Source organism: Eubacterium limosum (assembly GCF_000807675.2).
GTDB lineage: Bacteria > Bacillota > Clostridia > Eubacteriales > Eubacteriaceae > Eubacterium > Eubacterium limosum.
This window is the reverse complement of sequence record NZ_CP019962.1, coordinates 1,171,963-1,196,678: the sequence shown is the minus strand read 5'-3', so window position 1 is coordinate 1,196,678 and position 24,716 is coordinate 1,171,963. Positions and strand designations below refer to the sequence as shown.

Here is a 24,716-nt window from a genome sequence, read left to right as displayed (position 1 = left end):
GACAAGACAATGACACAGATGCTAGAAGCCCGCAAAGGCCATATTACAGAAGAAATGGAAAAAGTCGCCCTGATTGAAGGCGTTACCCCGGAATTTGTACGTGAAGGGGTTGCTAAAGGCCACATCGTCATCCCCAAAAACAAGTTTCGCAGCCGCAATAAAATCTGCGGTATCGGAGGCGGCCTGGATATAAAGGTCAACGGCCTTATGGGCACATCCTCTGACCGTAATGATATGGAAATGGAAGCAAAGAAACTGCAAATTCTAGAAGAATGCGGCGCCAATGCTTTTATGGATTTATCCACCGGTGACGATATTGACGCCATGCGCAAACAGAGCCTCGCAATCTCCAATATTGCGGCAGGCTGCGTACCTGTTTACCAGGCCAGTGTCGAAGCCATTGAAAAACACGGCAGCATGGTTGCAATGACCGAGGATGACCTTTTTGACACAGTGGAAAAACAATGCCAGGAGGGCATGGATTTCATGGCCATCCACTCTGCTTTAAACTGGTCGGTTTTAAATGCCCTGAAAAAAAGCGGCCGTGTTACCGACGTTGTCAGCCGCGGCGGCTCCTTTCTGACTGCGTGGATGTTCCACAACGAAAAAGAAAATCCGCTGTATGAGCACTTTGACCGCCTGCTCGAAATTCTCAAAGCTACGGATACTGTATTATCCATCGGCGATGCCATCCGCCCAGGCGCCAATGCAGACTCTCTGGACGCTGCCCAGGTACAGGGTCTGGTTGTTGCTGGTGAGCTGACTAAACGCGCCCTGGAGGCCGGTGTACAGGTCATGATTGAAGGACCGGGGCACGTGCCGCTTAACCAGATTGCAACCACTATGCAGCTCCAGAAGCAGCTCTGCTACGGTGTTCCCTACTATATTCTCGGTTTCCTTGCCACTGATGTGGCTCCAGGCTACGATAACATCACAGGGGCCATCGGCGGTGCCTTTGCCGGCATGCATGGCGCAGACTTCCTCTGCTATCTGACCCCGGCAGAACATCTGGGCCTGCCAAACGAAGATGATGTACGCATGGGCGTCCGCACGACCAAAATCGCAGCGGATGCCGCCAATGTTTTAAAACGGGGCGGCAACGCGTGGAACCGCTCTCTGGCAATGTCCAAGGCGCGGGTAGCACGGGATGAAAAAGCCCAGATTGCCAATGCCCTTGATCCGGAATACCTTGAAAGCAAGCTGAAATCTGAGCCCGAAAGCCATGGCTGTGCTGCCTGCGGCAAAAGCAAATGCCCGGCGGATATCGCGGCTGAATTTTTCGGTATTGCCTGATCTGTTGACCATGGTCTGAAAATCAGGCAAATCTTTCTCATTACCGCTGAGATTAGTGCTATAATTAAGCTTGAAGATCACCTGAAATTTGCAAAATTCATATAATGAGGTATTTATCATGAGTGCATTAACTTTAAAGGACGTTATCGAAAATATTGAACCAAAGGACCCCGATTGGGAATCCAAAGCCTGCGCACATGTGGAATCACTTGCCATTCCGCCCTGGAGTCTGGGACAGGTCCTGACACTCGGCGTCCAGCTGGCTGGAATTAAACGGACCATCCACCCCTGTGTGGATAAAAAAATGATTCTGACCATGGCGGCTGACCACGGAATTGCTGAGGAGGGCGTTTCTGCCTTTCCTCAGGAGGTAACCATGCAGATGGTCGCCAATATCGTCGCTGGCGGAGCAGGCGTCAACGTTTTGGGAAAGGCCTCCGGCGCAGAGGTGCGGCTGGTGGACATGGGCGTTAAAGAGGATATGCCCGATCTGGTAAAAAAGGGCGCCATCATCGACGCTAAGATCGCTCACGGCAGTGAAAACTTCCATAAAGGGCCAGCCATGAGCAGGGAACAGGCAATCGCTGCCCTGGAAGCCGGCATCAATATCGCTGCAAAAATGATTCAGGAGGAGGGCGTCGAGCTTCTGGGTACCGGTGACCTGGGTATTGGCAACACCACCCCCAGCGCGGCCATTCTCGCGGTTATGGGAGAATATCCTCTGACCTCCATTACAGGACGCGGCACAGGCCTTAACAACGCCGGCCTCATGCACAAAATTAAAATTATCCGCGAGTCCATCGCGCTCAACAATCCAGATAAAAACGATGCTCTGGACGTACTGTCAAAGGTCGGCGGCTATGATATCGCCGGTATTGCCGGCATGATCCTTGGCGCCGCCTATAATAAGGTGCCAGTGGTTGTGGACGGCTTTATCTCCACTGCCGGCGCGCTAATTGCCAAAGGCCTCTGCCCCACCTGCGCAGACTATATGATCGCTTCTCACCAGTCCGAGGAGCCAGGACATCAGATGATGTGGCAGACTTTGGGAATGCATCCGCTTCTAAATCTTAATTTCCGCCTTGGCGAGGGCACCGGTGCTGCGGTGGCCATGCATCTCGTGGAATGCGCCGCACGGTGCATGAACGACATGCTCACCTTTGAAGACGCAGGAGTCACCAATGGCCTCGCTTAAATGGGACCCCAACACATCCGGTGGACAGTATCTTGAAGATCTGTCCACTGCCTACTGGTATTCGGAATCACTTTTTACGGCCCTGGACATGGGCCTTTTTGAGCTTTTGGAGAAAGGCAGCGCACCCCTTCCCGAACTGGCAAAAGCTCTGAACTGCAACGAATCCAGTCTGGCCCGCTATCTGCATTTGCTAAAAACCCTGGATCTTGTAGACTGCTATGAAAACAGCTGGTATAATACCACGCTCTCAAGCACCTATCTCATTAAAGGAAAGCCGCTTTATCAGGGGAATTCTATCCTGTGGCGGCGTGAGATCAAAGCCGACTGGGACACCTTAAAGCCGGCCCTTGAAGCCGGCAGACGTGTCCATTTTCCCCCTGAAAACATCAGTGACACCGAAATGGACGCCCGGCGTGAGGAATACATCACGGCTATGGACAATATTGTCAGGCTGAAGGTTCCAGAGATTCTTGAATGCTTCGGAAACAGCCTGAAGCCTGGCGCCCGTATTCTGGATGTCGGCGCAGGCAGCGGCGCTTTTGCCCTTGGCTTTCTTGAAAAGTTCCAGGATGCCCAGGCCACTCTGGTGGATATCCGCCAGGTCTTGCCACAGACCCGGAAGCTTGTTGAAAAAAGCCCTCTTGATACTAAAAACCGCGTCCTGTTCCATGAACAGAATATTCTGGAGCCTGACTGGCAGCTTGAGGGCAGCTATGATATCGTCATATTGTCCAACATCGTCCACGCCTATGCTGAAGAAGAAATCAGCGGTATTTTAAAAACCGCGTCCCAGCTCCTCTCAGAGGATGGCATCCTGCTGATTCACGACTTTTTTCTGGATCACTGGGACATCAAGGCTGCCTTTTCGGATATCAATATGTTCATCAATACCTATAACGGCAAAGTCTTTGACTCAAAATGGGTCGATCAGGCCCTTAAAAACAGCGGTCTGTCCACCACAGGGCTCATCCCTCTGCAGACAGATACAGCTGTAATCTTTGCTGCCAGAGAGTCCGCCGCACTTGACAGCCTGACCATTACACCAGTCCAGAAAATTTTACAGCCCATCAAAGCCATTGGCTTTGACAAAGTGATGCCCTATGACCCCAAGGACGTGGTCGTCGCCCCCTTTGCTAAAAACAAATGCAAATTCGGGTGCCGCTCCTGGGATAAGAAGCACTGCAGCAGCAATCAGGAAATGAGCGCAGATGAGACTAAGGCTTTTGTGAACAGCTTCAGCAAAGCCCTCCTGTTAAAAAGTGAGCCGCCCACCGGCGATTTCCAGCGCAAGGCACTGAGGGCTGAAACCCTTGCCTTTAAAGCTGGCTACTATAAAGCCTTTGTTTTCTGGGCCGGCCCCTGCAGCATCTGTCCAGACTGTGACCTCACCGCTCCCTGCAACAACCACGCCCATTCACGCCCGTCCATGGAAGGCTCGGGTATTGACGTTTTCGCCACTGTAAAAAAGGCCGGAGAGTCCTTGAAAACCCTGAGTGAGCGCGGTGAGGTCATTAAGTATTACGCGTTGCTGCTTTTGGAGTAAACGGAGTTGAAAATGAAACGAATCCTACTAATTCAGGCCATATCCATGGAAGGCATGGACATCGAGCGTGTCTACCCCATCGGTATTGTCACCCTGGCCTCCTGCATTGAAAAGGCTGGACGATACAGCCTGGAAATTTTTGATATGAACATGGCTGCAGACCCCTACAGTGAGCTGCGTGAAAAACTGCTCAGTTATCAGCCGGATATCATTGGTATTTCTCTGAGAAATGTGGACCCGCTGGGCAACCGGACCACCTCGCTGATCGTTCCCTTTGCCATTACCCTGTCCTTTATCAGGCATTATCTGCCCGACATCACCCTGATGGCCGGAGGCACCGCCTTTTCCCTTTTTCCAGAACGCCTGATGCGGGAATTTCCCGAAATCGATCTGGGTGTTGCTGGAGAAGCCGAAGAAATTATTTTGCCACTTCTGGACAGCATCGATAATCCGCCAAAGCTACCCGGGCTGGTTTACCGTGAAAATGGCGAAGTGAAAATGGTTCCTCCTGTGGGAAAATTTGATATGGGCAGCTATACCATGCCTAACCGCGAGCTTTTAGACCCGCGGGAATATCTGAGGGTCAACAAATATGTGGAGAGCGTAGGGGTTGAAACCAAGCGTGGCTGCTGCTATAACTGTGGCTATTGCTCTTATCCGCTTCTCTCCGGTTGTGGTATGCGGTGCCGTGAGCCAGCGTCTGTGGTCGATGAGATCGAGTTTCTGCACAAAGAATACGGCGTCAGCCGTATCCACCTCACCGATTCCATCGTCAACTTCCCTGCAAACCATCTGGACGACATCTGCAAAGAGCTGATCCGGCGCAAGCTGGATATCCACTGGAGCGGCTTTTTCAGAGAAAATCTGCTGACTCCGGAAAACGCCCCGCTATACCGGGATTCCGGCTGTGAGTGCTTCTCCCTGTCGCCAGACGGGCTCAGCCAGACTGCTCTGGATATTCTGGACAAGCACCTGACTGTCGATGAGATTCTTCACACTGCCAAGGTCTTGTCAGACGTGGGCATCACCACTGTTTATCATTTCCTGGTCAACACGCCCGGTGATACCTGGAAAACAGTGGATGAGGGAAAAGCGCTCATCGACCAGATCTACGACATCCACGCTGCCTCAAAAACCATCGGTACTATCGTACTCAACCTGATCCGCATTATGCCAAATACCAAGGTTGAAAAGCTTGCGCTGGAGAACGGCGTTATCACGCCCAAAACGGATTTGCTTTTCCCCACCTACTATAATCCCGATCCCTTTAAAACTGTTCGTTACGATCTTGAAATCTACCATAACAAACGAAATATCTTTATGTGGCAGGACGCCTAATAACAAAGACTGGAGCGATTAAATGAAACGAATCCTACTACTCGAACATCCCAGAACACCCGGCGAGGACCGTCAGAATGACATTGCCAACACCACCCTGTCCTCCTGCCTGAACAGCGGCTATCTGGCCGCCGTTCTGCTTGAAAAAGGTTATCAGCCCGCCATTGTAGAGGGCTATATGGAAAACCTGAGCTACGAAGCCATCGAAGCCCGCATCGCCGCCCATAAGCCTGAGGTGCTGGGAATCCACCTGGTTTATAACTGGGAGGATAACCACACCCTCTACGACTTTATTGCCAGAGTAAAAGCAAAATATCAAATCAGCCATGTGACCGTATACGGCTACTACCCCACTTTTGCCTATGAAGAAATCCTGGACCGGTGTCCAGACATCGACACCTGCATGCTTGGAGAAAACGAGATAACCATCATAAACCTCATGGCAAACCTCCCGGATTACAGGGGCTTAAAGGGCCTGGCTTACCGGGGCAAGGACGGCTATAAGGCCAGCCGGGGTGAGCTGGTCCGCGACCTGGACAGTCTGCCCTTCCCGCTTCGCAAGGCAGCCTCCTACCCTGGCGGCGAGGTCAATATCTTCGGGAGCCGCGGCTGCTACGGGGGCTGCACCTTCTGCTACATTAACCCCTATTATGGCGCAGATGAAATGCACTGTCCCAAGTGGCGCGGCCGCTCTCCTGAAAACATCATCGCAGAAATCGACCAGATCATCGCTCAGACCGATTATCGCTATTTCTATTTCACCGATCCCAATTTTTATGGCCCTGGAAAGGCTGGAAAGGAACGCGTACTCAAGCTGGCCGCCCTTTTAAAAGAACGCAATATCCGCTTTGGCATTGAGGCAAGGGCCAACGATATCGAGCCCGAAACCACCAGGGCACTGGTGGACGCCGGACTGCAGAATATCCTTGTCGGCCTGGAATCCGGCAAGGACGAATCCCTGAAGCGGCTCAATAAATATACGACAGTAGCAGACAACGAAAACGCTCTGCGGGTGCTGCGCGAGGCCGGTATCGAGCCCAGTGTAGGCTTTATCATGTTTGAGCCTGACTCCACCATCAACGACTTGAAGATCAACCTGGAATTTTTAAAGCGCAACGCCCTTTTGGAAACCCTGGAAATATCCGTCAATGTACTTTACCACCATCAGATTATCCTGGCGGGCAGCAGCTCCTACCACGACCTTCTGGCTGCGGGACGGCTGAACATTTCCGAGCATTCCACCTACGAGGCCAACACCAATTATGTCAATCCCAGCGTTGCTACCATGGCAAAAATGATGCGGGATATTACCAACCATATTTTTGACTATATGCATGATACCTGGCAGAAAAGCGCCTCGGGCGATCCCGAGACGGTGGCGCGCTATCAGGCCATCAACCATCTCCTGGTGGATGGCTTTGAAAACGCCTTAAAGCTTTTGGAAAAAGGCGATATCACCGAAGCCGAAAGGCAGGACTGGGTCCGCTGTTTTAACGCTGAAATTGACAAAATCACCGCATAAAAAACTCCGGAAATCTATTTACAGATTTCCGGAGTTTTTTATTTCTATTTTTATACAGTGCTTATTGTTCAAGCTCCTTCACGATAAATGCCAGCGCTTCATCCAGGGAACGCACCACCATAACACCATCCGTCTCCTGTGTTCCCTTTCTGTCAAGGAGGATCGGACGGATTCCTGCCGCGCGGGCGCCTGCCACGTCCGACGCCATAGAATCGCCGATATGAATGACCTCCTGGGCACTGCAGCCGCTGATCTCCAGTGCTTTTTCAAAAAGCTCCCGATGCGGTTTATAGGCCCTTGCCATATCGCCGCAGATAATGCCCGCCGGCTCCAGTGCCTTGTGCCTCATACCTTCTCCCACATAACGGACGCCATTATTAGTGATAACGTATATGGGCAGCGGACAATTTTCAAAAAATGGCTTGGCGTCCTCAAAAGCTGGCGCGTACATCCAGAAACGTCGGCAAAGCTCATGGGCTTCCTCCAGATTTTCCTGAAGATTCAGCTCCTCGACACAGTCTGCCAGAAGCTTGTCCACAATCTCGTCCTCCGTTAAAAAAGCGTCGCCGAAACTTTCGTTCTCATACTTTTTCAATTTTCCCCACCAGTAGTTCAGCATAGCCTGCGGGCTTTCAATATCGCTGTTTTTATAAAGCCGCATGGTCATTTCCTCAACGTCTTTTCCCGCTTCTTTCATGATGGTTCCCGTATAATCAATAAATACTGCCCTTAACATAATTTCTCCTTTATAAAAAAGTGTGCTTTCCTTCTGTCCGCAAAATGTATCCCTGTTCATTGTCGCACTCTATAATAATCAATATTCATTGACCATTATAGACCATTTTGGCAAAATCAACAACATGCTGCAAAAATTGGATTCATTAAATTTGAGCCAGAAAGCTGTTCGCTGTAATCATTCTAAAAAACATACAGCTTTAAGAAAGGCCTGATATAATATTTAAAACGCTTTCAAACGAGGTGAACCATGAAAAAAGAAAAAATCATGCAAATGATACAGGCCTATGATGGCCTGAACCTTTATATGACAACCGATACACCCGAATCCCCGAGGGCTGTGGTGATCATCAGCCACGGCATGTGTGAGCATTCAGGACGCTACGCAGCAGTCACCCAGAAACTTTTTGACCGCGGGTTTAAGGTGTACCGCTACGACCTCCGGGGACATGGCAAGTCCGAAGGGGAACGTGGCTTCTACAGCGCACCGGATGAAATCACCGAGGATCTCCACCGTATTGTGGACATCGCCTCAGAGGAAAATCCAGGCCTTAAGCGCTTTCTGCTGGGCTACAGCATGGGCGGCTTTGCCGTGGCTGACTTTTGTACAAAATATCCCGATAAGGCAGAAGGCGCCATTTTGTTTGACGCGGCCACCCGGGATAACCTGGGCGGCTTCAGCCGTATCTCCCAGTCCCTTGACCCTCTGACCCGTTTTCCAAACAAGCTGGCAAAACGGCTGACCTCAGATCCCGAAGTTACTGCCGCCTACAAGACCGACCCTTTAAACGCTTCCTACTTTACGGCTGGACTGAGCCAGCGGCTGACACTCGGTATCCAGCAGTTAACCGCAAATCCCACTTTTTGCCTCCCCGTCCTTTTACTCCACGGTGAAAAAGACACACTGGTTGACCCAAGCGATTCCACCGATTTTTTTGCACAGATCGCCTCCGAGGATAAACAGCTGAAAATTTACGGCAACACACAGCATGAAATTTTTAATGAGTCCGTCAAAAACCAGGTCATGGCAGATGTAACCCGCTGGATTGAAAACCGGTTGTAAATACGCATATTAAAAGGGCCCTGTGGCATAAAAACCACAGGACCCTTTATTATTTTTCTTAACGGCTGGCCTTTGATCCCCGCATCCGTTTAATCCATTTAACAACCTCTATCTGGACAACAGAGAGCAGTGAAAGCCCTATGACGGTTAGCCACTGGCTGCCGCTCAGCAGCGTTACCTTAAAGGCTGCCTGCAGCGGTGGAATAAAGAGAATACAGGCCATCAGCGCGGCAGATACCACAAAGGACAGGATCAGCCATGGGTTTGCGCCTTCGGCCCGCACCCAGACCGGCTCAGTATTAGAACGCTGATTAAAGGCCCGGAGCATCTGGGAGAGCGCCAGCACACAGAAAGCCATGGTCTGGCCAGTGATGTGGCTGTCTGTCTTAAAACCGATCCAGTAGGCCACAAGCGTCATGGCCGCGACAAAAACCCCCTGGCGGATTACTCTGAAAATAAGGTCCCGCTCAAACAGTGTACCCGACTTAACCGGCGGATGGCGCATGATATTTTTGCTTGCCGGGTCTACCCCCAGGGCAAGCGCCGGCAGAGTTGCGGTTGCCAGGTTGACCCACAGAATATGAACCGCCAGCAGCGGCGCATCCCAGTTAAAGACGGTTGCCACAAAAAGGGTTAAAATTTCGGCGATGTTGCCTGCCAGCAAAAACTGAATAACCTTTTGAATGTTCCGGTAAACACGCCGCCCCTCCTTAATCGCGTAGGCAATGGTGGTAAAGCTGTCATCCAAAAGAATCATGTCTGCGGCCTCCTTGGCCACATCCGTTCCTGTGACCCCCATGGCAACACCGATGTCCGCTGCTTTAAGGGCCGGTGAGTCATTGACGCCGTCCCCGGTCATAGCCGCAATCTCCCCGCTCCGCTTGAGCGCCTTGATGATCCGCAGCTTGTCTGCTGGCGATACCCGGGCATAGACGGTGGTGGTCTTCACTGCCTCTTCGAGCTCACACTCTGACAGGCGCTCCAGCTCATCGCCGGTCAGCACCGTATTTCCTTCCTGGAAAATATCCAACTCCCGGGCTATCGCAATGGCTGTAACCTTGTGGTCGCCGGTGATCATCACCGTGCGGATTCCCGCCTTCCGGCAGGTTCTTACCGATTCTGCGACTTCCTTTCTCGGCGGGTCAATCATCCCCACAACACCGATAAAGGTCAGGTCATGCTCTATATTTTCTTCCTCATCCTCCGGGATTTCCTCAAGCTGCCTTGTTGCAAAGCCCAGCACACGCAGCGCCTTTTCGGACAACTCAAGACAAAGCCGTTGAATATTTTTCCGGTCGGTTTCCGTCATAGGGCGGACTCCCTGCTCAGTGAGCATCCGGGTGCAAAAGGGAAGCAGTTCGTCTACCGCGCCCTTCGTGTAAGCCGTCAGCTGCCCCCCAACTGGATGAACCGTAGTCATGCGCTTCCGATCAGAGTCAAAGGGGTTTTCAAAAACCCGGGGATAGGTGTCCTCCATCTTATCATGGTCCAGACCAAAAGCTTTTGTCATGTACAGGAGCGCACCTTCGGTAGGGTCGCCGATTATCGCGCCCTCCTGGTCCGGATCAAAGCTGGCATCGTTGCATAAATCCGCCGCAACCATCAGCTCACGGTATACCTCAGGATGCGCCTCAGCTGCCGCGTCGACCATAACGGCCTGTCCTGCCTCAAAGTCTCCATTTACCGCTACCTGGGTAACCGTCATCTGGTTAAGGGTCAGCGTCCCGGTTTTATCGCTGCAGATAACTGTAGCACTCCCAAGAGTCTCCACCGCAGGCAGCTTACGGATCAAAGCGTTTCTTTTAGCCATACGCTGAACCCCCAGAGCCATAACAATGGTAGCCGTGGCGGGCAGCCCCTCTGGAATAATGGAAATGGCCAGAGAAATAGCCACCAGGAACTGCGGAATCAACGGCCGGTGGTAAATGGCGCCGATGGCAAAGATCAGCACACAGACAATGACCCCAATGATGGTCAGTGTTTTACCCACCGCGCCCAGCTTACGCTTAAGCGGCGTATCCGTCTCATCCTGACTGTCGAGCATACCGGCAATGTTACCCACCTCTGTGTTCATGCCCGTTGCCACCACCACACCAGTGGCACGGCCATAGGTGACAATGGAGGAGGTATAGGCCATGTTGCCCCGGTCACCCAATACGCAGCGCTCAGGAAACAGCTCATCCGCGTCCTTTTCTGACGGGACAGACTCCCCGGTCAGGGACGCCTCCTGCACCTTCAGGTTGGCCGAATCAATGAGCCGCAGGTCTGCGGGCACCATGTCCCCGTCACTTAGAAATACGATATCCCCGGTCACTAGCTCACTGGCAGGCACAACGCTCTCCTCATCCTCCCGCAGTACGCGGGCTGTGGGTGCGCTCATGTTTTTCAATGCCTCCAGAGAGGACTGGGCCTTTTTCTCCTGGACAATACCAATAAGAGCATTCAGCACAACGATGGTAAAAATGACTCCTGCCTCTGTCCATTCCCTCAGCACTGCTGAAAAAATGGCAGCGCCAATTAAAATAAGGACCATGGGGTCTGTGATCTGAGACCAGAGCATCTGCGCAATGGATCTCGGCGGTTTTGAACGCAGCACATTGCGTCCGTTTTTTCTTAGCCTTTCGGCTGCCTCAGCATCGCTTAGGCCCTCCTCTGAGGTCTGCAGGCCGGCAAAAACATCTTTTGCCGGCAGCGCGTGCCAAGGCTTCTGTCTGTGATTATCCATATTGGATAAACCACCCCTTTCATATAAAAGTTTTATCTAAGCCAGAATATAAAAAAGGCACAGTCAAACCACCCATGTGCAAAATGGGCGTGACTATGCCTTGTATACTCTGAGACTTATTCGCTTTTAAGGTTTTGATTTTTCGGTCGGTGTCACTCTCGTCACTGTCGTCCATCAATTAAAATTCCTTTACTTTTAATATAAATATTTTCTAAATTCTACATAAAAAAACGGTAAACGTCAAGGGAATTAAGGAAGATTTAACAAAGGGCGCTGTCATTATTTCATCCATCTTCTAAAATCAAATGGATATGATAGATTGGAATATCTCTTAAAAGCTCCTCTGCCACCGCGATTTTTTCAAGAATAAACGCTTTGTCCAAACCGATATTCATCCACCGTGTCAAATCTGTGCGCTTGCGTATTTCTGAATCTGTAAGCTCGAGGATTCCGTTCTGCTTAGCCTCGTAAAGGCCCTTCCATACATAATCGCTCATCAGCACAGCGGTCTGAACGTCTGTATAGCTGACATTCATACCCAGACCTTTTGCTATGGTGTAGGTTTCGATGGAAAAAGGACGGTCAATCTGCTCCTCCTCCCAGGCGTTAATATAGCATTCCAGCTCTATGGGGTCCTGTGAAATCTCTCTGAATAAAAACCTGAGCAGTAAAAGGTGGTACAGTAAATAATCGCTTTGATATGAATAATGCTTTGACAGGGCTTTTATACATTTTCTTATATGCTCGTTAATCAGGTACTGGGCAATGCCGTACTTGCCTGATTTAAAATAATAATAAATCAAAGAATGATTTATCCCCGCATCCTTACAAATCTGGCGGACCGATGTTTTTTTAAAGCCCTTCTCATAAAAAAGCTTGCGGGCCACTGCCACAATCCGGTCATTGGTTTCCTTGCTTTTTTTATAGGTGATACGATCACTTCCTTCCCTTAAACGGCCATTTTTTCTTATTTTTTCTCTATTATAACACATCATTCAAAAAATAAAACCCTTTGAAGATAAAAATTATACAGTATAAAAAACGTTGACATATCAAATTTTATACTGTATAATTCTATCCATCAAATACTTTTTATACTGTATAAAATATTACGCGCGGTATTTTTGCAGAAAGAGAGAGGAAATTTATGAAAAAGCAATTGAATTTAAAACGTATTGTTCAATTCCTGTGTTTGAGCGGTGCCAGTATCATTTACTATGTTCCTTACATGATCGGTCTGTATTATGACACCTTCCAGGCCGCCACCGGCGCTACCGATATCCAGTTAGGTGTTATCCAGAGTGCTTATACTACGATGACCATTGCCACATATTTTTTAGGCGGCCTGCTTGCTGACCGCATCTCCTCCAAGACGCTGCTGTCCCTATCCTATCTTGCAACAGGGCTCCTGGCTGTCTTTGTCGGATTCTTCCCTTCCTACACGGTCATGGTTATCCTGTTCGGAGCCATGGGAATCACAACAACGCTGACATTCTGGGCTGCCCTCATCAAGGCAACGCGTATTTTCGCAAAGGCCGGCGGTGAGGGTACTGCTCTCGCTTCCATGGAGGGTACACGTAATGTTCTATCGTCAATTGTAAGCACTGTCGCCCTGATTCTTTTTGGCGTCTTTGCTGACAAAATCTTTGGTCTCCGAATTGTTATCTATATTTTTGCCGGTATGAACGTCCTTATCGGCCTGCTGATCCATTTTATCTTTGACCGCGATACTGTCGAAAAACCTGAAGGGGAGGGCGTGATCAAAATTTTGCTCTCTGCGTTAAAGGACCCTAATGTATGGCTTATGTCCTTTATTATCCTTGGTGTTTTTGCCACTAATGTCAATCTTCGCTATATTACGCCTTACGCTACCAGCATGTTCGGCCTCTCTGCCCTTGGCGGTGCTATCCTTGGAAATTTCCGTGAATACATGCGCCCGGTCGGCTCTTACATTTCAGCCTTGGTCGGAGACCGGTTTGGGATTTCCAAATCCATCATCGTTATGACACTTCTTCTGGCGGCTTTTAACTTTGGTCTGCCCCTGCTTCCAACCGGCGCCGCCAATGTCATCGGTATTTTTGTTGGCGGTGCGATGGGTTATATTTTAATCGGCGCTGTGAGAGGGCTTTATTTTGCAACACAGTCCGAAGCCAAGATGCCATTGTTTATGGCCGGTACGGTCACTGGTATTTTATCGACCATCGGCTTTCTGCCAGACAGCTTTTTACCCATCATAAACGGAAATATTATCCAGAACAATGACCCCAGTGTCTGCTATGGCATAATCTTTAACATATCCGGAGCCTTTGCCCTGTTTGCCTGTGTCATTGCCATTATCTTCCATATCCGCAATAAAGAAAATATCAAGGAGCTTAAGGCAATCCGTCTGGCGCGCATTGCCGCAGAAAAGGAAGAAGCCTCCTCCAGTGTTGAACAATAAAATTCTCAGTCTAAAGATGAAAGTGTAACTAAAAATGAAAAACTACGAAAAATATATCTCTAAATCAGCAATTGAAAAAATTCATGAAAAATCTCTGTACATTCTTGAAAACATTGGTGTCCAGGTCGAACATGACAAAGCCTGCGCCCTTTTAAAACAGCATGGCGCCCAGGTGGAAGGCCATCTTGTCAGGCTCAGCGCTGAAATGGTTGACGCCGCACTGGCTCTGGCAAAACCAACCTTTGATCTGTATTCCAGTACATTGGACAAACCTCTTACCGTTGGCGGCGGCAGCTCGCTGGTCGGCCCAGCCTCCAGCAACATCTATATCAATGATGACGGCTATATCCGGAAAATGGATGACCATGATGTTATCCGGCAGTTTAAGCTCTCTGACACCAGCCCAGTCACTGACTTTAACTCCATTAACTTTACCGTCGACCATACACATATGTCAGATGACCAGCTAAAATACGGCAATATGGTAACCGCGTTAAAATACAGCCATAAGCCCGCCTGTACTGCACGTCCAAACATGTTTAACGTGCCTGAGGAACAGATTTATTCAGAATATAAACGGGGCATCGATCTTTTTAAAGCTTTTGAAGGGATTGAGGGAAATGAGAAAATTGTTCATGTAGGTCTCATGAACACGCTCACGCCCCTCGCGCTGCACGGCGGACAGATCGACATGGCCTATGCTATCTGCGAGGCCGGCCAGGCCATCTGGCTGGCGCCCTGCGGTATGCCGCTGATGACTGCCCCTGCCTCCATTGCAGGGATGATGGCCATGACCAATGCTGAGGTGCTTATGGGCTATGTTCTCTGCAAGCTCATCAACCCTGACTGCGCATTTATTTACGGCAACACCTCAGGCTCCACCGACATGCGGGCCGTTCAGCTGACGATCGGTACACCCGAAACCGCACTCGTCTGCTATGTGACGGCTGGTCTGGCAGATTATTACCACCTTCCCTTCCGCACCGGCGGCGGTCTGAGTGATGCAAAGGACTGTGATATTCAGGCAGGGATGGAATCAATGATGATGATCGAAGCCTCTGTTGACTGCGGCGCTGATTTTATTCATCACGGCTGCGGCACCATCGGCGCCTTCAATGTGATCAGCTTTGAGAAATTCCTGATGGATGAGGAAGCCTACACTATGGCACGGCGGATGCAGCACGGTGTCAACTGTGAGGACAAGCTCTTTTTAATGAAAGACATTGAAAAAACAGGACCGCGCGGCACCTTCCTTTCCGGCAGAACCCCTAAAACCTATCGTCAGGAATTCTTCATGTCAAAATATATGAATAAAGAAGACCCTAATCAGTGGCAGAATGCCGGCTCAAAATCTGTGCGTTCTGTCTTGAAGGAAGCCGTTGAAGCGCGTATCGCAGCGTATACCGCACCGGATATCTCAGGCGATCGGCTGAAAATTATAGAAGCCTATCTGCCGGATTCCTACAAAGAATCAATTTAGGCTGGACTTGCAGGGAAAATATTTTGTTTTCCCTGCATTTTGTGCTATTCTGAAAAAGAGGGATATTATGGAATACTCAGTCACATCGCTTATTACAGATATTGCTTTGGCGTCGTTGTTAATCTTTACTGGCCAGATACTCCGCGCAAAAATCAAAATAATACAGAAGCTTTTTTTGCCCGCTCCTTTAATCGCCGGCTTTCTGGGTCTCCTGCTCGGTCCGGAGGGGCTGGCTGTGCTTCCCTTCAGCAGCGCACTTTCCAACTATCCCTACACGCTGATCATTGTCCTTTTCGGGTCGCTCTTTATCGGGCGTCAATCCAACGGAGGCCTTAAAAAAATGATCACCAGCGTAGAAGATACCTTTCTGCTTAACATGGCCGCCGAAACCGGACAGTTTGGATTCGCACTGGTTATTGGCACTTCTGTTTTTGCGCTGCTTTTTCCCGATCTTCATTCCGCCTTTGCTCTTATGATGCCGGCCGGGTTTGCTGGCGGACACGGCTATGCGGCCTCAATCGGCGGTACCCTGCAGGATATTGCCGGCTGGGAGGAGGCTATTACCATCGGTCAGACCTTTGCTACCATTGGTCTCATCCTGGGGGTTTTAATTGGTATTGCCGCCATTAATTACGCCATCAAGAAAGGCTATACCCAGTATATCACCAATATGTCCGGCCTTCCCGAAAGCATGCGCACAGGCTTTTTCAACGCTGCTGAACAAAAAACACTCGGCAGGGAAACCACCTGCTCCATCTCCCTGGAAACCCTGACCTGGCATCTGGCATTAATTTTAATGACCGCTGGCGGCGCATATCTGATTGACTATCTCTACGGTTTGCTCAATTTAAACTTTTCCTTGCCCATGGTCTGCCTTTCCATGTTCTGCGGTGTTTTTATTAACTGGTTTCTGAAGCTTGTCCGTCTTGATAAAAGTATTGACCGCAATACCATCAGCCGGGTTGGTTCCAGCATTACAGATTATCTTGTCTTTTTCGGCATAGCCTCAATCCGCATTTCTGTCGTGAGCGAGTATCTTCTCCCCATTATCATCATGAGTCTGCTGGGCGTTGCCTATTGCCTTTTCTATGTTTTTGTTATCTGTAAAAAGCTGTACACCGACAACTGGTTTGAGCGGGGGATTTTTATTTTTGGCTGGAATATGGGTGTTGTCGCCATTGGCATCATTCTTCTTCGGATTGTCGACCCGGATATGAAAAGCGGTACTCTGGAGGATTACGGCTTTGCCTATGTGCTGATCTCGATCATTGAGCTGGCCATGATTACCTTTATCCCCGTCTTTGCCGCATACCATCATGGATTCCTTACCGGCTGTGTACTCCTTATCTTTTTCGCTTTTCTCCTCATCAGCGCACAACGCATAAAAAAAAGAAACCAGCGCAGTTTGTATTAAAGCGTTTCTGGGATCAGCGCAGATATCTCCCCGCTGTACAGAAGCGTCAGGCTGTGCATGGCCCGGGTGCAGGCAACGTACAGCAGGCTTCTCTCATACGCGTCGCTGTAATGCCTGCTGTCTGCGTCTGGGATAAGGACTGCGTCAAATTCCAGCCCCTTGGCCATCTGGATAGAGGTAACGGAAACGCCGTTTTTAAACCGTGTGCCCTCTGGCGTGATCAGATGGACACTGTGTTTTTCTGAGAGCAGAGCATACAATGCCTGCGCCTCGCGATTTGTTTTCAGGATAATCCCCAGAGATGCCCAGCCGCTTTTTTCGAAAGCCCGGATTTTATTCACAAGCTTTTCAAGCTTTTCCTTTTGGTTACTGCAGCGAATAACCTCTGGCGGTTCACCGTGCCGCTCCATTGGCTCTAATGCGCTGACCGGCTGTATTTTCCCGGCAAATTGTATGATCTCACAGGTGGAACGGTAGCTCTTGTTAAGCGCCACGTATTCCGCGCCGCTGTAAAGCCTTCTCATATCGTCCAGTGTATTTTGATTATTTGGATTGACGCATTGCCCAAAATCGCCCAGGATGGTTTTAGGGCAGCTGTAAATACTGTTGATCACCGCATACTGGACCGCTGTATAATCCTGCATTTCATCGACCACCAGATGTCTTGTTGACTTATTCTCCCTCAAGCCCTCAAAGGCTCTCTTAAAATACAGATATGGGTAGACATCTGCCCATTCAAAGGTCTTTTTTTCAGGCATGACAAGCATATGTGACAGCTCTGCCTGTCGGTAAAAGTCTTTATAAAGGGGAAAGGTATTCTTCACCCTGAGCATGGCATTGAGGCTTTTCAGGATGGCACCCGGCTTTGGAAGCTCCTCACCCCGGATATTATCCGCCTCAAACCGCTCATGGATCGTCTCCGCCATGAGCTTCAGACGTTTTTTAAAGGGCTGACCGCTGGCCGCCTCAAACATGGTTTTTATCCAGGCCGCCTCTGCCTTAAACCGACCAAAGCAGTAATCCTCAGGGGCAAGGATGTTTTTGGGCAGGCTTTTCAGATAGGCGTCCATTTTCCCTTTAAACTCAAGGCTCGACTTCAGCCGGGTCCGTTCTGCCCAGCGCTCATCCTCAGTCTCCAGCGGATCTTTTTCCTTCTCAAACCGAAATTTTCCTTCCAGCTGTTCTTCGGCAATATCCTCAAAGCTTATTTCGCAGATGGGCTCTTCTCCCAGCTCTGGCAAAACATTTGAAATATAATCCCCAAACACCTTGTTAGGGGATAAAATGCTGATGTCAGCCGCTGACAGCTGATCCTTAAAACGGTAAAGCAGAAAGGCAATCCGGTGCAGGGCAATGGAGGTTTTACCCGATCCCGCTACCCCCTGGATGATCATCGTTCCGGCCTTCTCGTTTCGGATAATTTGATTCTGCTCTTTCTGGATCGTCGCGATAATGGATTTCATCTTTTCATCAGAGGTATGGCTCAGCTCACGCTGCAGCACATCATCCTGGATATTGACCGAGCTTTCGAGAGCATACTCCATTTTTCCATCTTTGATTTTAAACTGCCGCTTTCGGGTCAGACGGCCTTCGATTTTACCTGAGGGGGCTTCATAGCCTGCAGGCCCCACCTCACAGTCATAAAACATGCCTGCCACAGGCGCGCGCCAGTCACAGATCAGCAGCTCATTGTTATCATTAAAGGACGCCGGCCCAATATAAAATTTTTCTGCGTCTTCCCCCTCCTCATACTGAAAATCAATTCGGGCAAAGTAGGGGGAGGCCTTCAGCCGTGCCAGCTTTTCCCGGACGCCCACTGCAAAAGCGCCTTTCTGGTCCAGCTGTTTTAAGGCCAGCTCATTTTGGAACATTTCGTGAGGGTCGATTTCCCCCCGGTTTTCAACCATGTAACGCTTGGTATCCATATAATGCTCATCCGCCAGCCCCACGCGGCCCTCTGCGGCTTTAAGCGCTGTATCCAGATGACTGGCAACCTCTGCCAGATGGCTGATTTCTTCTGGAAAGGGGACGGCGCTGGTTCCGCGCTCTGGCTGGCATCTTTCCTTATACTTCATCGCTTCTCTCCCCTGGCAAAACAAAGCGCTGGGTAGGATAGCCAAATTCCACCAGGAGCTCGGCTTCGGCAAAACCCAGATCCACAATGGCCTGCCGGTGCCCGGTGTCGGCCTTGTCACCCTCCCGGTAGGTGGTGATGCTGATATCCTTGCCCTTGAGCAGCTCACCCATCATTTTATCAAGAAACGCCCTGGGGATTCCCTGGCTGCGGTACAGCGGATGTGTCCCCATAAAATCAATACTGCCGGTTTCACCGGAAAAAAGCATTGCGCCGACAGCCGCCTCGCCATCCTTCAGGATCAATGCCTGCCGCTTGCGGATTCGGCGTCTAAGCTCACCGACATATTCCTCCTCGTACAGGTGCGGAAATCCGTCGATGACCAGGCGGACCAGGGCCATCCAGCAGGGGATATCGCTCTCATCAGCATAGGTGATCTTCCACTGTGTTTTTTCTGTGCTGTTTCGCATATTATAGCTCCCTTCAAATTGAAACCTCAGCTGCAGCGGATAGAATTTTTCATTTTCGCGGTATTGGCTGGGCGACTGTTTATACATGGTCGAAAAGGCTGTGGTAAAGGCCTGCTGGCTCTCATACCCGGCCAACAGTGCAATGTCGAGTATGGGCCCCTCCGAAAAAACCAGCAGCTTGGCAGCTTCTGTCAGCTGCCGCCGGTTCCGGTACTCATGCAGGGTCAGCCCCACAGTTTTTGAAAAGACGCGGTGCAGATGGTATTTTGAATAATGGACTGCACCGGCAATGATGTCAAGATCCAGCTTTTCGGTTAGATGGTCCTCTATGTAATCAATGGCGGCCTGTACTTTTTCGATGTTGTTCATTATTGCCACTCCTTTCTCAGAGCATTATACCCCATTATATCGGAGGTGTTTTAATATTTCTTGCTCTTGCTTGCGCTTTTTGTCCGGGCGTCCTCCAAAAGCAGAGAAACCTCCTTCACGGCCAGAGACCGCCTGGAGGTTTCTTCTTCCGAGAGCATTCAGCTTTCACTGCATCACTCTTTATTTCTAATGTACTTGTTAATCAAAAGATTGGCAGTGGACTGGCTGATGCCCATACGTCTGGCCACTGCCCGGCTCGATTTGTGCTTTGCATAGAGCTTGATGACCGTCTGCTTTTTAAACTCCTCTACATTGTAGGTTTCGCCGTCGGTCTCTTCCCGGTCTTCCTCCTGGTCCAGATAACGGAAAAACAGCTCCTCATTGATAATAATGCCGTCGGATAAAATGATCATGCGCTCCACAGCATTCCTGAGCTGGCGCACATTGCCCGGCCAGTCATAATTGTTAAAGCAGGAAAGTATTTTTTCATTGAAAACTTTATTCGTGTTGTAGCGCTTGTTAAAGTCGTTCAGGAAAGCGGTCGCCAGATAGAAAATATCTTCCTTTCTTTTGCGCAGAGGCGGCAGCACAACCTTTACGGTATTGAGCCGCCAATAGAGATCCTCCCTGAACTTTTTCTCCCGGATGGCATTCATTAAATTTTGATTGGTCGCGGCAATGATCCGGATATTGACATACTCAGGCTTATTGCTCCCCACCGGAAAAAACCGCTTATTTTCCAGAACATCCAGAATTTTAACCTGCATGGCTGGAGACAGCTCCCCAATTTCATCGAGAAAAATGGTGCCGCCGTCCGCGTTTTTAAGAAGGCCGATTTTCCCCTTAACGTTGGCGCCTGTGAAGGCCCCCGGCATATAGCCAAACAGCTCACTCTCCAGCAGCCCGTCCGGTATGGCGCCGCAGTTGATGGCCACAAAGGGCTTGTGGTTTCTCGGGCTGCTCTCGTGCACCATCTGGGCCAGATAGCTCTTCCCTGTACCGCTCTCACCCAAAATCAGGATATTGCAGTCAAACTTTGCCGCCTTCTCAAGGTCTGCAAGGCACTGCTCGAACAAGACGCTTTTTCCAATAATCTCATCTGAGAAATCCAGGTTAATGGACTCAATGGGGTTTCTCAGATCACGATAGCTTAAATCCACGGCGCGGATGTTATCCAGGGAGGTGGACACCATCAGCTCAAACTCATCGTTGTCATTATAGACCGGGACATTGATACAGATCATACTCCGGTTTGTTTTATAATAGATGCTCTCTGTCACGATCGCCCGGTGGGCCTGCTTTGTCATATCAAAGCTGTAAGGGTCCCACAGATCCTTTTTTGCTGTTTTGCTGTTTTTATTGATCAGATCTTCGGGCGGTACCCCATATAAACGTATGGCCGCGGGATTAATATAGATGATGCGGCCATTTTTGTCCAGAACATAAATTTCCGAAAAAGCATTTTCCAGAATCGTCAGCAATGTCTCCCGGGGTATGGCGTTTAAATAGTCAATATACTCTTGGGAATGGGATGGTTTTGATATATCCAGCATGGTCTTGTACTGATCCTTTACTTAGTTTTTCTTAAGCGCTTTTCAGGCTTTACTCCTTTTATTATACCTTAGAGAAGTCTGCTGGAACAGCTTAAATGCTTTTTCCCATTCAAAAAGGCTGTCCGCAGATGCGTGACAGCCTGATAACTGGGATGGCTATAATCTCCATTCTTTTGGCAGCAGTTCTTCGACCATTTTCTGCTGCTTTTTATCTAACGCCAGAGGCACATACTCTTCCAGGCGTTTTTTCCAGGCAAGCGTCGCACGTTCCTGCACGCTGATGGCGCCGTCTTCCTTTTTCCAGTTTGAATAAGCCTTCCGATTGGCAATTTCAGGGAAGACAAAATCGTTCCGGTAAATCTTTGAGGTTCTGGCTAGGTAATTAGCCGAGTGCTCGATTTTTTCCATTTTATCCATATAGAGGTTTTCTTCCTTAAACTCGACGCCTCTCAGGAAACGCCCGCAGATTTTATAGGTGTCCTCATCCATCATAAATTTTTCATAGCCCAGTGTATTAAAGGAATCCATAATTCCGGCCAGCATGTAGACCAGCTCCGGCTCGCACATTAAAGCGGAAAGGCCGACCATGGTGGATTCCCTGCCGGACTGGTAGTCGTCCTGTTTGGCGTCTGAAAGACATCCGTGGGATCTCTTGGGGAGGCCGTAGAAATTGGCGAGCTCATTTTCGACAAACCATTCCACGCTGGTTTCAGCCCCGCCGCATACACAGAGCGAGTAGCGAAGGTCTGTTTCCAGAGCGCAGAATTGATAGATAACCGGCGCGCCGGGGTTTACCACCTGTGTGGCCACAATGCCCGCAAGGCGCTCAGTATTATTCTGGATAATCGCGCCTGACAGAGACGGCGGCGCTGTCAGGCCTGCAAGGCCAACGCCTGCGATGCAGCTGCACTGTCCGTTCTTCGCGTATTCGATGATGGTTTCACACATCAGACGGTCCCAGGTGAAGGGCGGCGCACTGGTGATTAAAGTTGACATGAGCACCTGGTCGTGAATATCATTGAATTCTTTAGCCAGCTGGATGGCTCTGCGGCAGGTTTCCCGGCTTCCGTTCAGGCCTGCCAGCGGCTTGTCGCTGTAGATCATAGGTGTCAGAGTCATAAAATCCGTTTTGTACTGGGCCGGTACATCATTTGGATGCAGCAGCTCGCAGTCGATCACGTCGATCACGTCGCTTGTCTGAAACAGCTTCACAAAATTGACGAAATCCTCTGCGGCAGCCGGGCGGTGTTCTCCCTCCTTAAGCACATTGACAGGCCCAAGCGAGGACTGTCCAATGGTTTTTTTCTGAGTTGTTCCAACGCGGTGCCTGTGTCCCCTGGACACATAATCAAAATTTCTCGGGCAGGAGGCCAAAGCGTCGTCGACCTGTTCCTCTGTTATATAGACAAGCTCGCCGTCAACCTTAAACCCTTTTTCCCGAAACATCTCCAGCAGCTCCTCCGAACAAAACCGTATCCCCTTATTCTTTAATAAGTACAGTGATTTTTCGTGGATGAGTTCAATGGATTCCTGTGTGACAAAGCTTCTTGTAAAATTCCGTTTATACATATTAATACCTCCAGTATTTGATGCTGTTTAGGTAACGCAATATTTATGCCAAAATCAAAAAAGCCCATTGCAGGGCGTTTGGACGCTTTTTTTCAAACACAGACCAGTCCATATTTGCTTTGATGTGAACGAAAATCATTCATTTGAGCGATTTTCACTCGTCACTTTTCGGAAAATCATTTTAAAACCCTTGAAATCTTCCCCTTTTTCCCCTTTACTGCTTTGGCATGTTTATTGCGTGTTTATAGATAGTAAGTAAGAAAATATAAGAAGGGGGAAGGCTGTTGCGGGCCTAAGCTGCAGCAGCCTGAAAACAAAATGAAATCTGACAAAAAATCACCTTTTTCCATGGTCAACGGCTGGACCTTTTTTCCGCCGCTCATCTTTACCGTACTGCTGACAGCTGTGGTTATGTCCAACCCGACGGTTGCCGGCAATGTACTGGAAACAGTCTTTTCCTTTATCACGGATAAATTTGCCTGGCTGTTCGACTGGTACTATCTGGCTCTCATCGTCGTTGTGCTCATCCTAGCCTTTGGGCCGCTCGGCAAAAAACGCTTCGGTAATGAAAAGCCCGAGTATTCTACCCTCTCCTGGCTGGGCATGATCTTTACCGGCGCAGCCGGACTCGGTGTGCTCACCTGGACAAGCGTGGAGTGGCTGTACACCTACCAGTCTCCTATGTGGGGCGTGGAGACCGGCACAGTGGAAGCGCTCCAGCAGGCAGCCATGATGCCGCTGTTTCACTGGGGACCTGTTTTCTACCTGGGCTATGCCCTGATCGCAGTGCTCTTTGCCTACCAGTTCTACTGTAAAAAAGTAGATGATACCCTGCCAAGTACAGCCTGCATTTCTCTGCTCGGTAAAAAACGCGCCCGGGGCGGCCTTGGAAAAACCATTGACATTATTTATATTGTGGCTCTTCTCTCCTCTGTCGTGACCTGCGTGGGCGTCAACGTCCCTACCCTTGTCGCCATCATTACCAATATTATCGGTTATGAGCCTCCCTTTATCGTCTCTATTGTCCTGATCATGGCCTGGAGTATTATCATGGCGGTTCTCCTGTTCGCCGGGCTTAAAAAGGGCATTGGCCTGCTCAGCAATATCCGTGTGTACGTGGGCTTTGGGATTCTGGTTTTTGTCCTGCTCTTTGGGCCGTCCTTCTTCATGCTTAACAGCTTTACAGACGGTCTGGGCATGCTCATGCAGAACACCCTCCACCTTGTCTGCAACACAGACCCCTATGCCAAATCCGGCATTCCCCAAAACTGGACTGTTTTCTATTACGCCTGGTACATTACCATGTCCATCCAAAACGGGGTATTTTATGGCCGTATCTCCAAAGGGCGTACTGTGCGTGAGCTTGTTCTGGGGCTTCTTGGCGCCACAGTCATCGGTACATATATGTTCTTTATCGTGTTCCAGGGCTTCTCCATCAATACCTTCCTGGAGCAGGGACTGGATTTAGGCAGCATCCTCGCCGAAGGCGGCCAGGGCGCGGCCATTGCAGCAATCTGGAAATACCTCCCATTTGCCGGTATCCTCATGCCTGTGCTCTTTGTCTTTGCCAATATCTGTATGCAGACCCTCTTAAATGCCAATGCCTACAGCATGGCCATGTCCACGACCAAGGTATTAAAAAGCGGCCAGGAACCGCCTTCCTGGATTAAAATTTTCTGGTCGTTATGTATTGGCGTCATCAGCATCGCCCTGCTGATGATTGGCGGTATCCGCCCCTTCCAGACCATCACCGTCATCTGCGGCGTCCCCGCCCTTGTGATCATCGCACTGATGGCTCTGTCCTTTTTTAAGGACATCAAGAAAAACGGGTGGCAGCTGTCCGGAGAAAAGACCTCTGAAAATGATTCTGATGAAAGGATTGAAGCAGAAGCAACAGATCCCGATTTATCTAAAATAAAAGTCTAAAAAACTT

Annotated in this window: 17 protein-coding genes; 10 read left to right on the top strand and 7 right to left on the bottom strand. The window is 49.7% G+C overall.

Translation table 11 applies throughout. The features are described from left to right. The first annotated feature begins 9 nt into the window (after positions 1-9). The 5 genes from bzaB to B2M23_RS05545 all read left to right on the top strand — a co-directional run bounded on the left by bzaB (position 10) and on the right by B2M23_RS05545 (position 6,891). A complete protein-coding gene (bzaB, locus tag B2M23_RS05565) occupies positions 10-1,293 on the top strand; it encodes a B12 lower ligand biosynthesis ThiC-like protein BzaB (RefSeq protein ID WP_038352050.1) in 1,284 nt (427 codons plus the stop codon). 118 nt (positions 1,294-1,411) lie between these two features. Further along, positions 1,412-2,488 carry a nicotinate-nucleotide--dimethylbenzimidazole phosphoribosyltransferase gene (gene cobT, locus B2M23_RS05560; RefSeq protein WP_038352051.1) on the top strand — a complete coding sequence of 359 codons (1,077 nt, stop codon included), beginning with the start codon at positions 1,412-1,414 and terminating at the stop codon, positions 2,486-2,488. After that, the gene (gene bzaC, locus B2M23_RS05555; RefSeq protein ID WP_038352052.1) at positions 2,475-4,031 is read left to right on the top strand and encodes a 5-hydroxy-benzimidazole O-methyltransferase BzaC; all 1,557 of its coding nucleotides are present in this window, start codon (positions 2,475-2,477) and stop codon (positions 4,029-4,031) included. Before cobT ends, bzaC begins: the two co-directional genes overlap by 14 nt. A gap of 12 nt (positions 4,032-4,043) precedes the next feature. Continuing rightward, positions 4,044-5,369 (top strand): B12 lower ligand biosynthesis radical SAM protein BzaD, encoded by a 1,326-nt coding sequence (gene bzaD / locus B2M23_RS05550; RefSeq protein ID WP_038352053.1) that lies wholly within the window; start codon positions 4,044-4,046, stop codon positions 5,367-5,369. A gap of 22 nt (positions 5,370-5,391) precedes the next feature. Beyond that, the gene (locus tag B2M23_RS05545) at positions 5,392-6,891 is read left to right on the top strand and encodes a B12-binding domain-containing radical SAM protein (RefSeq protein WP_038352054.1); all 1,500 of its coding nucleotides are present in this window, start codon (positions 5,392-5,394) and stop codon (positions 6,889-6,891) included. Positions 6,892-6,952: 61 nt separating this feature from the next. On the opposite strand, the gene B2M23_RS05540 is transcribed toward B2M23_RS05545, so the two are convergent. Beyond that, on the bottom strand, positions 6,953-7,627 hold the full coding sequence (locus tag B2M23_RS05540) for an HAD family hydrolase (protein WP_038352121.1): 675 nt from the start codon (positions 7,625-7,627) through the stop codon (positions 6,953-6,955). 249 nt (positions 7,628-7,876) lie between these two features. Between B2M23_RS05540 and B2M23_RS05535 the strand changes: the two genes are divergently transcribed. Next, the gene (locus B2M23_RS05535; RefSeq protein WP_052237198.1) at positions 7,877-8,689 is read left to right on the top strand and encodes an alpha/beta hydrolase; all 813 of its coding nucleotides are present in this window, start codon (positions 7,877-7,879) and stop codon (positions 8,687-8,689) included. Positions 8,690-8,747: 58 nt separating this feature from the next. Here the strand turns inward: B2M23_RS05535 and B2M23_RS05530 are convergent, their stop codons facing one another. After that, a complete protein-coding gene (locus B2M23_RS05530) occupies positions 8,748-11,414 on the bottom strand; it encodes a cation-translocating P-type ATPase (RefSeq protein ID WP_038352055.1) in 2,667 nt (888 codons plus the stop codon). Positions 11,415-11,698: 284 nt separating this feature from the next. Next, positions 11,699-12,409 carry a TetR/AcrR family transcriptional regulator gene (locus B2M23_RS05525; RefSeq protein WP_052237199.1) on the bottom strand — a complete coding sequence of 237 codons (711 nt, stop codon included), beginning with the start codon at positions 12,407-12,409 and terminating at the stop codon, positions 11,699-11,701. 152 nt (positions 12,410-12,561) lie between these two features. On the opposite strand from B2M23_RS05525, the gene B2M23_RS05520 reads away from it, so the two are divergent. From B2M23_RS05520 to B2M23_RS05510, 3 genes are all read left to right on the top strand, one after another. Continuing rightward, positions 12,562-13,854: an MFS transporter gene (locus B2M23_RS05520; RefSeq protein ID WP_038352056.1), complete on the top strand. Its 1,293-nt coding sequence runs from the start codon at positions 12,562-12,564 to the stop codon at positions 13,852-13,854. 34 nt (positions 13,855-13,888) lie between these two features. Further along, the gene (locus B2M23_RS05515) at positions 13,889-15,334 is read left to right on the top strand and encodes a trimethylamine methyltransferase family protein (protein ID WP_038352057.1); all 1,446 of its coding nucleotides are present in this window, start codon (positions 13,889-13,891) and stop codon (positions 15,332-15,334) included. A gap of 67 nt (positions 15,335-15,401) precedes the next feature. Further along, complete coding sequence (locus tag B2M23_RS05510) at positions 15,402-16,748, top strand: sodium/glutamate symporter (protein ID WP_038352058.1); 1,347 nt, start codon at positions 15,402-15,404, stop codon at positions 16,746-16,748. Here B2M23_RS05510 and B2M23_RS05505 read toward each other — a convergent pair. From B2M23_RS05505 to B2M23_RS05490, 4 genes are all read right to left on the bottom strand, one after another. Further along, positions 16,745-18,823 carry a HelD family protein gene (locus tag B2M23_RS05505; protein WP_038352059.1) on the bottom strand — a complete coding sequence of 693 codons (2,079 nt, stop codon included), beginning with the start codon at positions 18,821-18,823 and terminating at the stop codon, positions 16,745-16,747. The two genes, B2M23_RS05510 and B2M23_RS05505, sit on opposite strands and share 4 nt — an antisense overlap. After that, on the bottom strand, positions 18,813-19,661 hold the full coding sequence (locus B2M23_RS05500) for a helix-turn-helix domain-containing protein (RefSeq protein WP_038352060.1): 849 nt from the start codon (positions 19,659-19,661) through the stop codon (positions 18,813-18,815). The genes B2M23_RS05505 and B2M23_RS05500 overlap by 11 nt, the downstream gene beginning before the upstream one ends. A gap of 173 nt (positions 19,662-19,834) precedes the next feature. Next, positions 19,835-21,214, bottom strand: coding sequence for a sigma-54 interaction domain-containing protein (locus B2M23_RS05495; protein WP_052237200.1), 1,380 nt, complete (start codon positions 21,212-21,214; stop codon positions 19,835-19,837). A 156-nt stretch (positions 21,215-21,370) separates the two neighbouring features. Then, on the bottom strand, positions 21,371-22,783 hold the full coding sequence (locus B2M23_RS05490; protein WP_038352061.1) for a trimethylamine methyltransferase family protein: 1,413 nt from the start codon (positions 22,781-22,783) through the stop codon (positions 21,371-21,373). A 318-nt stretch (positions 22,784-23,101) separates the two neighbouring features. Between B2M23_RS05490 and B2M23_RS05485 the strand changes: the two genes are divergently transcribed. Next, complete coding sequence (locus B2M23_RS05485) at positions 23,102-24,709, top strand: BCCT family transporter (RefSeq protein WP_038352062.1); 1,608 nt, start codon at positions 23,102-23,104, stop codon at positions 24,707-24,709. Positions 24,710-24,716 lie beyond the last annotated feature (7 nt).

Coding starts and splice junctions, on each gene's coding strand:
- B2M23_RS05540 (WP_038352121.1), bottom strand. CDS start 7,627: ATGTTAAGGGCAGTATTTATTGATTATACGGGAACCATCATGAAAGAA.
- B2M23_RS05530 (WP_038352055.1), bottom strand. CDS start 11,414: ATGGATAATCACAGACAGAAGCCTTGGCACGCGCTGCCGGCAAAAGAT.
- B2M23_RS05510 (WP_038352058.1), top strand. CDS start 15,402: ATGGAATACTCAGTCACATCGCTTATTACAGATATTGCTTTGGCGTCG.
- B2M23_RS05545 (WP_038352054.1), top strand. CDS start 5,392: ATGAAACGAATCCTACTACTCGAACATCCCAGAACACCCGGCGAGGAC.
- B2M23_RS05505 (WP_038352059.1), bottom strand. CDS start 18,823: ATGAAGTATAAGGAAAGATGCCAGCCAGAGCGCGGAACCAGCGCCGTC.
- B2M23_RS05520 (WP_038352056.1), top strand. CDS start 12,562: ATGAAAAAGCAATTGAATTTAAAACGTATTGTTCAATTCCTGTGTTTG.
- cobT (WP_038352051.1), top strand. CDS start 1,412: ATGAGTGCATTAACTTTAAAGGACGTTATCGAAAATATTGAACCAAAG.
- bzaD (WP_038352053.1), top strand. CDS start 4,044: ATGAAACGAATCCTACTAATTCAGGCCATATCCATGGAAGGCATGGAC.
- B2M23_RS05490 (WP_038352061.1), bottom strand. CDS start 22,783: ATGTATAAACGGAATTTTACAAGAAGCTTTGTCACACAGGAATCCATT.
- bzaB (WP_038352050.1), top strand. CDS start 10: ATGACACAGATGCTAGAAGCCCGCAAAGGCCATATTACAGAAGAAATG.
- B2M23_RS05495 (WP_052237200.1), bottom strand. CDS start 21,214: ATGCTGGATATATCAAAACCATCCCATTCCCAAGAGTATATTGACTAT.
- B2M23_RS05500 (WP_038352060.1), bottom strand. CDS start 19,661: ATGAACAACATCGAAAAAGTACAGGCCGCCATTGATTACATAGAGGAC.
- B2M23_RS05525 (WP_052237199.1), bottom strand. CDS start 12,409: ATGATGTGTTATAATAGAGAAAAAATAAGAAAAAATGGCCGTTTAAGG.
- B2M23_RS05535 (WP_052237198.1), top strand. CDS start 7,877: ATGAAAAAAGAAAAAATCATGCAAATGATACAGGCCTATGATGGCCTG.
- B2M23_RS05515 (WP_038352057.1), top strand. CDS start 13,889: ATGAAAAACTACGAAAAATATATCTCTAAATCAGCAATTGAAAAAATT.
- bzaC (WP_038352052.1), top strand. CDS start 2,475: ATGGCCTCGCTTAAATGGGACCCCAACACATCCGGTGGACAGTATCTT.
- B2M23_RS05485 (WP_038352062.1), top strand. CDS start 23,102: ATGAAATCTGACAAAAAATCACCTTTTTCCATGGTCAACGGCTGGACC.